Source organism: Pseudomonas khavaziana, from assembly GCF_019145205.1.
GTDB lineage: Bacteria > Pseudomonadota > Gammaproteobacteria > Pseudomonadales > Pseudomonadaceae > Aquipseudomonas > Aquipseudomonas khavaziana.
This window is the reverse complement of sequence record NZ_JAHSTT010000016.1, coordinates 121,067-136,169: the sequence shown is the minus strand read 5'-3', so window position 1 is coordinate 136,169 and position 15,103 is coordinate 121,067. Positions and strand designations below refer to the sequence as shown.

The window sequence follows — 15,103 nt, the reverse complement described above, 5'->3', positions numbered from 1 at the left end:
GTCTTTGCCACTGGCAAACCCCAGACGGTCGCCGGCATAGAGGTATGCCTCTTGTTGGCGTTGGCCTTCTCGCTCCAGGTTACCCTTGCCCATACTGACACTGACGTAGACGCCAATACCTTCAGAGCCAAACGTCAGGCCTGCTTCGCCGCCGCCACTGTGGCGGTTGTTTTCGCTGTTGCTGTCGTTATGCGCCGAACGAATGTTCAAATCGTTGCCGGCATTCAGCTCGATATCCCGTTGGGCTTTGGCCTGCGTCCCAATCAAGTTCAGGTCATTGCTGGCCTTGAGGTTGATATCGCGACCTGCCTCCAGTTGTGAAGCCGTAGACGAGCCTTGGGAGCTCTCGCCTGTAGCCGTGCCGAAACTGCCGCCGGCGCCCAACTTGATCCCGCCGCTGGTGCCGCCATGAATACCGCCCCAACTCTGGGTGTGGGTGGTTTCTTCACTGATACTGCCCTTGGCCACGTCCAGCGTGACATCACGCCCTTTGACATTGATGTCACGCCCGGCGTCCAGGTGGCTTCCCTTCACCAATACATCGTTGCCGGCGTTAAGGTGCAGATCGTTACCGGCGCTTAGCGTCGAAGAGCGATTGGTCTGCTCGATAACCTGTTGGCTGTTGGTTTGCTTACTGTTGCCAAACTTCCCGTCCAGCGTTGGCCCATTGACAAACTGACTGACCGAATCAACCGCTTTGAGTGTGCTTGAGCCTTTGCTGACATTGTCCTCGCCTTTCCCTGCTCCGCTGACAGCGTCCTTGGTATTGGCATAGTTATGGTTGATTGAAACACCCAGGCCGTTGCTCTCTTTCTCGCGTATCTGCTCGGTGAGCACACTTTCACGCGCAGCATCGATATTGATATTTCTACCCGCCGTCAGCTCTATATCATTGGCGGCGCCAACGTCAGAGCCACGTTGGTTGATATCGCGCTTGGCGTTGATCGCCACATCTTGCCCGGCGTTTATCTGGCTGCCGGAAGCGGTCTCGCGTTCGACGCGATTCTTCTCCCCACTGCCTTCGGTGCCAGCGAAGAGGCTGATGCCATTACCGTTACTGGAGATGCTTGAACCCGTCTGCTTTTTCTTCTCCCAGCTACGTTCGCTACTGGTGTCTTGTGCGGCGACCACATTGACGTCGCGCCCTGCATCCAGATTGACATTGCGCCCTGCGCTGATGCCACTGCCAACCAGGTTGATGTCGCGCTCAGCCTGCAACGTTGCATCGCGCTCGGCGCTTACATGGCTGCCCACGCTGGTGCTGCTCTGGGCTTCACGACCAGCCTTTTTAGCGGACGAAATGGCGACCGACGTCGGCCTTTCCGTATAACCAAACTTCTTCTTGTGTTCTTCAGTGCGGCTATAGGCGGTGTCGTTCGCAGAAATCAGGTTGATGTCACCCGTGCTATTGACCAGTCCGGAGCGCAGTTCAGTGTCGTTATCGGCACTGATCTCACTGGCCCGCACCCGCACATCATTACCTGCAGCCACCACCACATCGTTGCCCGACTCCAACTCACTACCCACTTGGCTGGCAGTAGTCTTCAACTGGCTCTTGCCGCTTTTGGACAGCCCCAGGAACCCGGACTTGGTCTTCTTGCTGTAGGAACCATGCTCCTCGACACCCGACAACACCGCGATATCACCAGTGGCGCCCAGCAGCATGTCGCCACCCGCCTTCATTTGGCTGCCGATCACGGTGACGTCACGTCCGCCGTCGATGCTCATGCCACCGTCGGCGTTCTTGCTGGTGTTAACGGTCAGGTCTTTACCAGCTTCGACGACGGAGGCCACGTTGGTACTGTCGTAGCTTTCCCGCTGCTGGCTTTTGCTGCGACCGAACGAGCTTTTGCTCTTTTTCGAGTAGAACGAAGCGTCTTCGTCCAGTGCCGACAGGATGCTCACATCGCGTTGTGCATCGAGGGCCACGTTGCCGCCGCCGGAGATTCGGCTGGCGGTGAGCTCCAGGTCTTTACCGGCATTGAGCGACACATCGCCGCCGGCCGTCAGCACGCTGGAAACCTGGCTGATGTGGTCCTTGGACTGGGTGACCTTCTTGGACTTGCTCGATGAATGCTGCTCGTCGGCAGCCGACGAAATGCTCAGGTTTTCGGTCGTCGTAATGCTCAAGTCACGCTTGGCATCGATGCGGCTGGCAATGGCGGTGAAGTCACGCCCTGCCGATACCTTGAGGTCACGGCCTGTCTCCACGCTGGCACCGTTTTGCGTCACGGTTTCGGTACGCAGGCGATTGCCCAGATCCAAGCCATTACGTTGCTCAACGGCATCGATGTGCACATCGCGGCCAGCGACCAATGTGGTGTCACGCCCGCTTTGCAGTACGCCACCGGTATTGGCTATGTCACGACCTGCATTCATCGTCAGGTCATTGGCAGCCTCGATGCGTGACGCACTGTCGAGATAATCGCGGCGTTCTGCGGTGCCGTTGCCGGTACGGGTCACTGCACGCTCGTTGATCACACCACCCTTGATCGCGGTGAGCGTCACGTCGCGCCCGGCGATGATGCCACCGGACTTGTTGACGATGTTGTTACCTGCCAGCAGGTCCAGACGGTTGCCGGCTTCGATCAAGCCGCTGTTGATCAGGTCGTTGCCCGCTTTGGCTGACAGGTTGTTGGTGGCGCGCAGGGTACCGGCGTTCTCCAGGTTTTCACCGGCGATCAGGTTCAGGTCGTTACCGGCGATCAAGGCACCGTTGGGCGCCAGGCGATTGTCGGCCTGGGCCATGTAAAGCACGGGCACCAGCACTTTCTCACCGTTCACTTCGTGCTGTTCGAGCCAGACGATGTCGTGGGTCAGCGCTGCGACCTGTTGGGAGGTCAGGGTTACGCCCACTGCCAGGTTCAGTTGCTGTTTGCTCTGGATCGCATTGTCCATCAGATACTTGAACAGCTTCTCGTCGGTGTTCTGACCGTCGATGAAACGTTGCCCTGTGCGCGCTTGCACGGCTTGCTGGATCAAGCGTTGCTCATAGAGGCCGTCGCCCAGGCGCTTGGCGCTTTCGTCCGGGTTGTAACCCAGGCCCGCGAGCAGATAGTCCGAGCTCATGAACTGCTTGAGGTCCGTGAGTACCGGGTTGGTTTCGATCAGGTATTTATGCGGCTGGGACTTAGGCGCGGTGGGCGTAAAGCCCTGCACGCGGTTGATGGTCTGGCTGGCGACCGTAGTGGTTTGCTCCGCTGTATTGAGCGGCTGGGCAATCACGGCTGCGATCTGGGTCGGGCTGCTGCCCGGGTCTTGTGCAGCCGGTGTGCTCACAACCGGCGTCACGCCTGGTATCACCGGCGTCACGCCAGGAATGTTCAACGTCGGCAGCGCAGGAGCGTCTGGCGTAGCGACCTGAACACCCGTATCTCGACCAGTCAGCGCCAGGTCTGGCTGATCACTCGGCCCGGTGACCTTGGCCACTGGTGCAGTGGAGCCGGTGGACGGACTCCGGGCGTTGATGCCATCGCCCCGAGCGATTTCAGCGGGGGTGATCTGGCTGGGCGCCCAGCCGCTGCCGCTGGCCACATCGCCGGCCCCGGCAACGTTAAGCGTTCGGCTGGTGGCGGTGATGCCACTGACCTGACGTGCGGTGGGATCCAACTGATGGGTAGACGCGTCCTGGTGGGCGACATTCTTGAAGTCGAAGGTGCGTGTTTCAAGCGCTGGCTGTGCGCCCTGGCGCTGAGCGAGGCCGAGCGTGGCACCACCCATGGTCCAGCTCTGCGGGCCACTGGTGGCTTGGGTGGCTTGAGTGTCTTCGCTCGCTTGACTACTGAGGCGGAACAGACCGTGGGTGCCGGTGGGCAAGGTGAAGCCGCGTAATGTCAGCGGGTTGACTTGTTGTTGTGCCAGGTCCGGTGGCAACTGCGGAGCGAGCTGCACCACCACGGTTGTTGGACCGCTGGCGACACCCGTGTCCTCATTGCGCGGCGCGCGCCCGGCCAAGGCTGTGTTGGACGTCTCAATGCTGTTGATCAAGGTCTTGCTGGCGGTGATGTTCACCGTGCCTGCAGCCTGGATGATCGCCGGTGCCAGTGACGCGCCAGCGGTCGATACCAAGGTATCGCCAATCAGCCTGAACGCTGACAACGCACTGACCGGCAGGTTTTTGGGGCCTGGCTGAGCGTTGTAGGGGTCCATGACACCACGTTTGAAGCGCCAGTAAGTACCGTTAGTCGCTTCCAGCCGCCAGGTACGGGTACGCGTTCCGGAGCCAGACGCAGCGCCTTTGTTGGTCAGCGTATCCGCAGCGATGTTCATGTCGGCGCCAGAAGCGATAACACTGTATTCATTGAGCAGCGTATTAGCGGCAATATCCATGCGCCCGCCCGACTGGATAGTCGAAGTAGCCGATGTCTTCAGTAACTCGGTTTGATAGTTTTCCGTGCCGACAAAGTCGACAACAAAGTGATCGCCTCGGCAGTCCCAACAAATATTGGTGAGTGACCCGCCGCTACCGGCGGTGTCTTTCGTGGTGAACTCATCCCGGCGGTTAGTCAGGCTGGCAACCTTTAGAGACATGTCACGACTGGATTCGATGCTGCCGGATACGTTTTCGAGACTGGCTGCTTTGCTCGCACCCTCTCGACTGGCCACATCCAGTCGCCCCAGGCTATAGATGTCACCGTACTGGTTAGTGATTGTGTCGCTATGCAAGGCCATGTCGTTGCCGCTGAACAGCAAACCATGATCGTTCAACAAGGCTGCACTGCTTACTGTCACATTCTGTGCGCCACCCAATGTCCCGTAGTTGTTCAGCGTACCTGCCGAGAGTTCGAGGTTGGTCGCAGAGGTCAACCGTCCATAGTTGTTCAATTGACCATCAATGTTGACCTGGGTATCGCCACCGCCAGTAATTTTGGCGCTATTGCTCAGATCCAACTGACTCGCATGCAGGTTCAGACCACTCTGACTGGTGACTCGCCCATCACCGCTATAAGCGCCCGCAAGGTCGATACTTAAACTGCCATCACTGGCAATCAACCCATTATTGACCCAGCTGCCACCCTTGCCTTCCAAGTGCGTCGAAGCCAGCAGTTGCCCGGTTTCAGTCTGGGTGAAGTTGTTGACGTTGACGTTCAAACGCCCTGCCTGAATGACGCTGGTATTGGTCCAGGTGTCCGCGTTCAGGGTCAGGCCACCACGGGTGACAAGGGTGCCGCCCGCACCGGTGACGTTAGGCAACGAGATGTCGAAGGTGCCCTCACCCACGTGTAGCAATTGCCCGCCGTTGTTCTGGAAGCTGGCAGCCGCCAGGGTCAGGTCCTGGTTGGCGGTTTCCACAGCGCCATTACGGTTGTCGAACACGCCGCCGATCTGGAACTCGGTCTTGCCGGAGCGTCCCAGGGCGCGCAATTTGCCGCCCTGGTTATCGATGGCGTTGGCGGCCACGGTCAGGTTGTTGGTGCTTTCGATCAGGCCATTGTGGTTGGTCAGTTGGCCATTGAGGCCGAGCACGATCTGATCACCGGCAATCTGGCCTGCGCTGTTTTCCACGGCGCCGCCATTGATGCGCATGAGGGCTTTGGCATACAAAGCGCCCTGCTGGTTATTGAGGGTTGCAGCCGTCAGCAGCGCATCGCTGGTCTGTGCTCCCACATAGCCGCCCTGGTTATCAAGGTGACCTGCACTGAGTAACAGGCGCTGGCCCTGAATCAAGCCGCCCTTGGGGTTGCCGCTCAGGTCATGCCCGTTGCGCAGCACACCCACCACACCGGCCTCAATGGCACCCTTGAGGCTGGCAAGCACACCGCTGCGGTTGTCGAGGTTGCCGGCCTTGAGATGCACATCACCGGTCTGACTGATGATATTGCCGCCCCGGTTATCGAGATCGCCATTGACCTCGACCCGTAGGCCGTTCTGCCCCTGCAGCTTGCCTTGCGCGTTGGTCAGGCCAAAAGCGGTGATTTGAAGGTCGCCTTCCTGGCTGTAGATCAAGCCATCGGCGTTGTTTTGAACGATAGCGCTGGCGTCGATAATCAGTGGGCCTTTGGCGGCAACAGTGCCGCCCTGGCTGTTGTTCAGCCCGCCCATAGCCAATGACAGACGCCCCTGGCTGGCAAGTTGGCCACCGCGGTTATCCACCTCTATGGCGCGCTGGAGCAGCAGCGAGCTGGTGCCTGCGATTTTGCCGTTGACGTTGCCGAGGTGGCCTTGCAGGTTGAGTACCAGATGGTCATTACCCATCAGCGAGCCAGCGGTATTGAGCAAGTCGCCAGCCGAGACGTTCAAGTTGCGCTGGGCCGTGACGTTGCCGGCATTGTTGTCGAGGTTGGCCGCACTCACGTCCAGCGTCGCACCACTGTCGATCAAGCCACCCTGGGTGTTGTTCAGCGCGCCAAGCACCGTCAAGGTCTGCTGCGCGCCGCTGGAAATAACGCCCTTTTCGCCGTTGTCCAGGCTGGCGGCACTGACACTCAGCCGCCCTTGGCTGGCCAGCGCGCCTTCGTTGCTGTTGAGCAAGCGCCCACCGAGGCGTACATCCAGATCACCGTTGCGACTGGACAGCGTGCCTTTGTCACGGTTGTCCAACTGGGTGCCGATCAGGTCGAGCCCTTGCCAGCCCGACAGCAAGCCGCCGCGATTGACAACGTCGCCTGCGTTCAGCGTCAGCAGTTGCTGGCTGATGAGCGTACCGGCGCTGTTGTCCAGGTTACGCAGCGTCAAACTCAGGCCATTTTGGCTGGACAGTTCGCCGCCCTGGTTTTGCAGGTCACGTACATGTTTGAGGGTCAACGGGCCTTTGGCGAAGATCAGACCTTTACGGTTATCCAAATCCCCGTTGGCCAGGTCCACGCTCAGGTTCTGCTCGCCGATCAGCCTACCGCCACGCAGGGCCATGGACGTCAGCGTAAGGTCCATATCGCCCTTGGCCGACACCTCGCCGCCGTCGCTGGCGTCCAAGGCCTGGGCATTGAGTTGCAGACGGCCCTGGCTGTTGATCAGGCCTTTGGCGCTGTTGTCCAAGGCCGAAGCATTAATGGTCAGGGCGCTGGTGCCGAGCAAGCTGCCGCCCTGGTTATTGAGGTTCCCCGCTTTGACTGTCAGTGCTTGTGCAGCGTTGATCAAACCTTGTTGCCCGTTGCTCAGCAGCCCGGTGCTGGTCAATTCAAGCGCCCCGCGACTGGTCAGCGTACCGCCGCGGTTATCGACGACACCCGCCTGGGCACTCAGGCTCGCCGCCGCGACCAAACCCTTGATGTTGCCGAGCACCTGGTCGATTCGCAGGGTCAGGCCCTGGTTGCTGAGCAGGCGGCCATTGCTGTTATCAAGGTTGCGCGCCACGAGCGCAAACGCCTGACCGCTGGAGATTTCACCGCCCTGGTTGTTCACGCCATTAAGGTGGTTGAACACCAGCGGCCCGGTCGCGTTGATCAGGCCCTGCTGGTTGTTAAGCTGGCCGTTGTTCAGGTCCAGCGTGAGGCCGGCGTTGCTGAACAGCTTGCCACCTTGTTGATCAAGCCCATCGACGCTGGCGGTCAGGGCCTGGGCGCTGCCGATGTTGCCGGCGCTGTTATTCAGTAGCCCCGCCTTCAGCTCCAGGATGTCGCCGCTGGTGAGACGGCCCCCAGTGTTATCCAGCGCGCCGGTGCTTACACTGACCGCGCCTTTGCCACTGAGCACGCCCTGCTGATTCCCCAGGCTGGCGCTGCGCAGTTGCAGGGAGCTGTCAGTCACGAGTTCACCGCCCTCGTTGTCCACCCCACCTTTTAAACCCAGCTCCAACGCCTGGGCGCTGGAAATCCGGCCCCGACGGTTGACCAGGCTGGCTGCATCGACGCTCAAGCGCCCCTCACTGTTGAGCACGCCCTGGCTGTTATTCAACTCACCTTTGAGCTCAAGCTGCAGAAGCTGTTGAGCGAGCAGTTTGCCAGTGCTGTTGTCCAGGTCCTGAGCGCTCAGCATCAAACGCTGTGTGTTGAGCTGGCCTTGGTTGCGGTTAAGCAGCTTGGTCAGCGTGAGGTTCAACGATTGCCCGGCCAGCACACGACCGGCATCGCTGTTATCCAGGGTTTGCCCGCTGACGGTCAGGTCGGCGTTAGTCGACAGTTCGCCGCCACGGTTGTCGAGCCGATCGACCAGCAGTTTCAGCGTTTTATCGGCGCCCACCAGGCCTTTACGGTTGTCCAGCGACACTGCACGCACATCCACGGCTGTAGTGCTGATAACTTCGCCGCCGCGGTTATCAATCTGATCGATATCAGCGGTCACCCCTGCCTTGCCCGATACATCACCGTCACGGTTGTCGAGCCGAGCGGAAGACAGGCGCATGGCGCCGTCGGCAATCAGCGTTCCGCGCTGGTTATCAAGCGCTTGGGTGGCAGATACTTCCATGCCGCCACGACTGTTGAGCAGGCCATCAGTGTTGTCCACGCGGGCACTGTTGGTGTTGAGCGAGGCTGCGCTGATCGCACCTTTGGCGTTGCCCAGGGCCTCTTGAATCTGCAGTGTCAGACCTTGGTTACTGATCAGCTTACCGCCGCTGTTGTCCAGGTTGCGCGCCGCCAGGGTAAAGGCTTGCTGGCTGGAAATTTCGCCGCGCTGGTTGTTCACATCGGCGAGGTTTTTGAGCATCAGCAGCGGGCTATTGATCAAGCCGCCCATGTTGCTCAGTTGGCCGTGGTTCAGGTCTAGATCGAGCTGGGTGTTACTGAATAGCTCACCCCCCTGTTGATTCAGGCCGGTGATCGTGGCGGTAAGGTTTTGGCTGCTGGCGATACGTCCGCTGTTGTCCACCTGGGTTGCTGCCAAATCCAGGCGATCGGCGCTGGTGATACGCCCATTGTTGTTAAGCGCGCCGGTGCTCAGGGTCAGCGCACCACGGCTGTTGAGCAGGCCTTTGGGGCCGTTGTCCAGACTTGCGCTGGTCAGGTCAAGGCTGGCATCGGTCTCCATGATGCCGCCCTGGTTGGTGATAGCACCGCTGGCAGCAAGTGTGAGCGCACCCGCCGAAGAGATTGCACCCGCGTCGTTGTTGAGCGTCGCGCCGGCCAGCTGCAGTGTGCCTTCGCTGCTGATTTTCCCCAGCTGGTTATCCAGTCGCCCATCCAACTCAGTGCCGGGAATGGCTACCAGCGACAGGCTCACCGATTGCTGGCCTGCGAAAGTGCCTTGGCCGTTATCCAGGCGCGCGCCGTTGAAACGGTTGTCCCGGGCGAAGATCAACCCTTTGGCTTGGTTAACTACGTGGGCCACGGCCAATTCCAATGCGGTACTGGCGATCAGTTTCCCCGCGCTGTTATCCAGGCGCTGCGCCTTGAAGTCGATGCTGTTCTGACTGGAAATCTCGCCCGCACGGTTATCAACGACGTCGACCGTCAGTTTCAGCGCTTTTGTGGCGCCTACTAAACCACCATCGCTATTGTCCAGTGAGGTCCCGCTCAGGCTCAGCTCGTTCTGGGCAACCAGTTCGCCGCCCTGTTGCGCCAGTACGCCGATGGTTGCCTGCAGATCACTCTGACTGGCGATGCGGCCAGCCGCGTTTTGTACTGTGTCGGCAGTCAGTCGCAGGGGCCCGACCGCACTCACCAGGCCCTTCTGGTTGTGCAACTGTTGCCCGGAGAAGCCCAAGGCCGCCTTGCTGCTGAGCAAACCTTGCTGATTGTCCAACTCACCCACATTGAGTTGAAGGTCCTTCTGGGAAAGGATCACACCGCCGCGGTTGTCGACATTCGCACTGTGCAACATCAACAGATCCTGCCCGGTTAGCCGCCCTTCGCGGTTATTCAAACCACCGGCACGCAGTTCCATTGCGCCCTTGGCCAACACCTGCCCTTTAGCCTGATTGTCCAGTAACCCATCAATCGTGGCCTTGAGTTGGCCGTCACTGCCCAATTTTCCAGCCTGGCGGTTATCCAGGCTTGCGGCCTGCACCTCCAACGAGGTACCGGCAGCGAGTGTGCCAGCCTGATTATTCAGCGCACCCTTGACCTTTACCTTCAGGCCGACATCACCGAGCACTTGCCCTGCGGTATTGCTCAAGCTTGCCGCATTCAACTGCGTGTGGCCTGTGCTGACGATTTCGCCCTGATCGTTAAGCAGGTCCTCGTTGACCGCCAGGCGTGCGTCCAGGGCGCTGCTCACCCTGCCCTCGCGGTTGTCCAGGCGCGAGGCATCGAGCCCGACACCTGCGGCTGAAATCAGCCCCTTGACGTTCAGCAGCGCCTGTTCGATTTTGAGGGTCAAGCCCTGGTCGCTGAGTAAGTTGCCCCCGCTGTTGTCCAGGGTGTCGGCGCTCAAGGTGAAGGCCTTTGCGCTGGAGATTTCACCGTTACGGTTGTCGACACCTTTCAGGTTCTTGAGCAACAACTGCCCGGGTGCATTGATAAAGCCATCGGCGTTATTCAAGTGCCCATGATTCATGTCCAGAATCAGTTCGCCGTTGCTGTAGAATTCGCCGGCACCGCGCTGGTCAAGACTGGTGATGCTGGCGTTGAGCGCCTGGCCACTGGCGATACGGCCCTCGAAACGGTTGTCTACGTCTGTCGCTGTCAGCTTGAGGCGATCAGCGCTGGTGACGCGGCCCTGGTGCTGATTGAGCAATACGCCGGTAGTCAGTTGCAGTGCACCGTCAGCCACAATGCGCCCTTGGCTGTTGTCGACACTGCCCGCATTCACGGTCGCCGTATCAGCGCTGAGCACCTCGCCTTTCTGATTGGTAAGAGCGCTCTCAGAGCTCAACAGCAACGCCCCGCCGCTGCTGATACGCCCGCCATTGTTGCCAAGGCTGGCGCTGCGCAGTTGCAAGGCCCCGTCGCTGCGCATTACGCCTTGGCTGTTGTCAGCCTGTTCGGCCAGGGTCATATCCAGGTTGCGTTTGGCGTAGACACTGCCCTGGGCGCTGTTGTCCAGGCTGGTTGCCTTGAGGTTGACATCCTGTTGCGCAGAAATCAGACCTTTGAGCTGGTTGCTCAGCCTGTCGAGCGTCAGCTGGAGCGTGTTATTGGCCAGTACGCGACCGCCATTGCTGTTGTCCAGCGCATGGCCGGTCAGCGTCAGTTCGGTAACGCTGGAAACTTCACCTCCTCGGTTATCCACTTTACCGATGGACAGGTTCATGGCCTTGCCCGAGTTGAGCAGCCCGGCCTGACGGTTATCCAGCTCGTCACCCTTGACCTGCAACTGCCCGACCGAGGTGATGCTGCCACCGCGGTTATCCACGTTCCCCACCACAAGCTGCGCATCCCCCTTGCTGGTGAGGCGGCCCTTGGACTGGTTGTCCAGGCTGGCGGCATTGACCATCAGCGTCTGACCGGCAGCTAGCGTGCCCTTGTCATTGTTGACCGCGCCGAGGCTGGTCAAGGTCAAGCGATTATCGCCCTGGATGCGTCCCTGACTGTTGTTCAGCGCAGCCACTTCGACTATCGCGTGCTGCCCCAGCAGTTCACCGCCGCGGTTATCCAGCACACCGTCCACGCTGAGATTCAAGTCAGAAACGGCACTCAACTTGCCGCCCTGGTTATCCAGACTTGCGCTGCTCACCTGCAAGGCCGCGGCAGAAATCAGGCCGCGGGTGTTATCCAGTGCTTGGGCGATACGCAGGGTCAAGGCTTGTTGGCTGAGTATCCTGCCGTCCGCCGTGTTCAAGGCGCTTGCCGCCAGCTCAAAGGCGTGGGCACTGGATATTTCACCGCCTTGGTTATCAACGCTGCCCAATTGCTTGAGCAGCAACTGCCCAGGTGCATTGATCAAACCACCGTTGTTGTTGAGGTGGCCACCTTGCAAGTCCAGGCTTACATCGGCCTGGCTTGCGACATGCCCGTTACGACTGTTGTCCAGTGCGGTAACCGTCATGCCCAACTGAGTCGCACTGCTTAGATGTCCGCCTTGGTTGCTCAGCTTGCCAGTCGCAATCTGCAAGTCGCCGGCACTGGATAGCGTTGCGTCATCGTTGGTTAAACCGGAGGTATTGAGGGTCAAACGACCATCGCTGCGCAGCGTGCCTTGGGCGTTGTTCAACTGGCCGCCAACGACGACACCTATCTGGTGCTTGGCGTACAGGCTACCGCCCGCGCTGTTATCTATTCCTTGTGCGTTGATCTGTACCTTCTGGGCGGCAATGCGACCTTTGAGCGAATTGTTCAGGTCAGCGACGTTCAATTGCACGTCAGTGCCGGCACTTAATAGTCCCGCCTGATTGAGCAGGTTCCCGGCTATACGCGCGGTCAGTGCACCGTCGCTGGTCAGGTTGCCTTGGCGGTTGTCCAGGCCGGTGCTGTTGACGGTCACGCTTTGCCCTGCAGCCAATGTGCCGGCGTGGTTGCTGATCGTGCCACCCGCCTGGAGCAGCAACGTTGCATCACCCTGCACCAGGCCTTGGTCGTTATTGAGCGACCCAATCCCGAGCACGAGGTTCTTGCCTAGAACCTGTGCGCTGCGATTATCCAGTTCGCCATCGACTTGCAGGTTGAGGCCCTCCACCGCCGTGAGTCGGCCGGATTGGTTAATCAGTGTCCCCGCTTGAACATCCAGGGCTTTGGCGGTTAACACACCTTTGGTATTGTCCAGGGCGCGGGCGATGCGCACGCTCAAGGCTTGCTCGCTGAGCAACTTGCCGGCGCCGTTATTGAGTTGATCCGCGACCAGATCAAAGGTGTGGGCGCTGGAAATCTCGCCGCCCTGGTTATCGACGCTGCTGAGTTGAGTCAGCAGCAACTGGCCTGGGGAGTTGATCAAGCCGCCCTGGTTGTTCAGGTGACCCCGATTGAGGTTCAGGCGCAGATCGCCTTGACTGAAGAGTTGCCCGCCATTGCTGTTGTCCAGGCTACCCACGGTCAACTGTGCGCCTGCGTCGGCACTGAAACTCCCGCTGTGATTGGCGAGCAAACCACCCACCCGGGCGTTAAGCCGATCACGGCTATGAACTTGACCGCGCTGGTCGTTGATCAAACTGGCAACATCTATATCCAGGCCGCTGGCTGCAATCAGGCCTGCCCCGTTGTTCAGCGTCTGCACGATTTTCAGGCCCAAGGCCTGGTCACTGAGCAGCTTGCCTGCGCGGTTGTCCAGGCTATTTGCCGCGACGGTAAAACCATGGGCACTGGAAATTTCGCCGCTGCGGTTGTCGACGCTATTGAGGTTATTCAACCTCAGCTGGCCACCGGCGTTGATCAAGCCACCGTCGCGGTTGTCGAGGTGGCCGTTGACCAGGTCCAGGATTACGTCGCTATTGCTGTAAATTCGCCCCTGGCCATGCTGGTCGAGGCTGGTGACACGGGCATTGAGAGCTTTGGCACTGGTAATCAACCCGCCTTGGCTGTTATCGAGCGAACCGGTCGCCAGCTCCAGGGCGCCACCACTGACGAGTACACCGCGTTGCTGGTTATTGAAGTTTCCAGCGCTGACCTGTGTCTCAGTGCCAGACTCGATTCGACCCTGCTGCTGATTTTCCAGGGTACCGGCAATATTCAGCCCCAGGCTGCCCTGACTGCTCGCGATACCGGACTGGCGGTTATCCAACTGCCCGGCATTAATCTGCAGATGCTGCCCCGCAACCAGGCGACCACCTTGATTGTTAACCAGGCTACTGGCAGTCAAGCGCAGTGCCTGGCCGGCGGAAATCAGCCCGGCGACGTTATCCAGGCTATCGACCTGCAAGCTGACTTCAGCCAGGCTCGAGAGCTCGCCTTTGCGATTGACCAACTGCCCGATGCGACCGCTGAGCCCGCGGTCGCCAACCACCAGGCCCGCGTCAGCATTGAGCAACTGTCCGGCATTCAACTCGATGCGTTCAGCGCTCAACACGCGGCCTTGCTGTTGGTTATCCAGCTTTTGGGCACTCACCTTGAGCTGGTTTTGTGCGCTAAGGGTGCCGCTCCGGTTGTCGAGAGTGCCATCAACCTTGACGAAGAGGTCGCGACTGGCAATAACGGTCTTGCCGTTGTTACGCAACTGGGCGGCAGTGACGTGGAGATCACCCTGAGCATTGCGCGTCTGATCCGCGTTGACGCCGGCTTCGATGACGCCGTTGTTGGTCAACGTCCCACCGCTTTGCAGCGCCACGCGATCACGTGCCGCCAGGTTTTTTTGATTGATCAGGTCGCCTTGCGTCTTCATCTCGAGCACGCTGCCCGCCGCGACCACATCCTGGGCCTCAACGCTGTGGGCCCTCACGTTGATGGCGCCGGCCGCTGTTGTCTGGCCCATGACCACATTGCCTGCGGTATCGATCTGAATATCGCCGCCGGCGACCATGTCCCCGGACAACCTCACGCCTACACCCGCCTCAGTCCCCATAAGCTTGACCGCGCCCACATACATGCCGCCCAACGCCGACGAGTCGATCGCCAGATCCGGCGCCTGGCTGCCATCTGCGGCCCGCGCGGTGGCCGTTAAGGTGCGTGCATCCACGTCATTACGACCGGTGACGATGGTCAGCTTTTTGGCCTGAATCTGCGCGTTGATAGTGGTAGCGCGGGTGATGATTTCGAACTGATCGACGTTGCTGGCATTCAGGCCAGCGCCTTCGATAGCGACACTGCCCTGGTCGACTTGGTAACGGTTGATCTGGCCGTTTTCGATCACGGCTTTACCGGTGGTGAGCGTCGCTTGCGGGGTGTTGATAAAGCCGCAACCGTTACAGCTGATGCCATACGGGTTTGCGACGATCACGTGGGCCGATTGCCCGGCTACTTCGGTGTAGCCGCGCAGTTGGCTGGGGCTGCCGCCGTTGACTTCGTTGAGAATGATATTGGCAGCGGTGCCGTTGAGATTGGGGTTACCGACGATGATGCCGCCCAGTTGCGTGGACTGGGTGCGGTCGGTGGCGTTGTTGAGAATGACCCCATTGGCGCCGACGTTGTAGTCATGAAATTGGTTGTGCGAGAGCCCGTTGGCATTCGGCGTGGCGATGTTGACGATGGGCACGCCGTTACCCGCTTGCCCGAGCGTCGTACCTGGTGCATTCACCACAATGCCGTCCGCCTGCGCCAGCAACGGATGCCAGAACATGGCGTTGGCCAGAATCAACGCCAACCCACGTTTAGGCAGCCCCAGGAAATGGGTACGGCTTTTTACGGCAGCAGAAGGCTGGCGCACGAGGAATGCGTACTGGCGAACGTCCATGTCATGTCTCAAAGCCCGAGGGCGGTCAAAA

General features: G+C 59.7%; 1 protein-coding gene. It reads right to left on the bottom strand.

The annotated features are described in order from the left end of the window. Positions 1 to 15,072, bottom strand: a 15,072-nt coding sequence (locus tag KVH01_RS26460; protein ID WP_217883466.1) for a hemagglutinin repeat-containing protein, incomplete at its 3' end; no start/stop codon positions are given. Between the last annotated feature and the right edge of the window lie 31 nt (positions 15,073 to 15,103).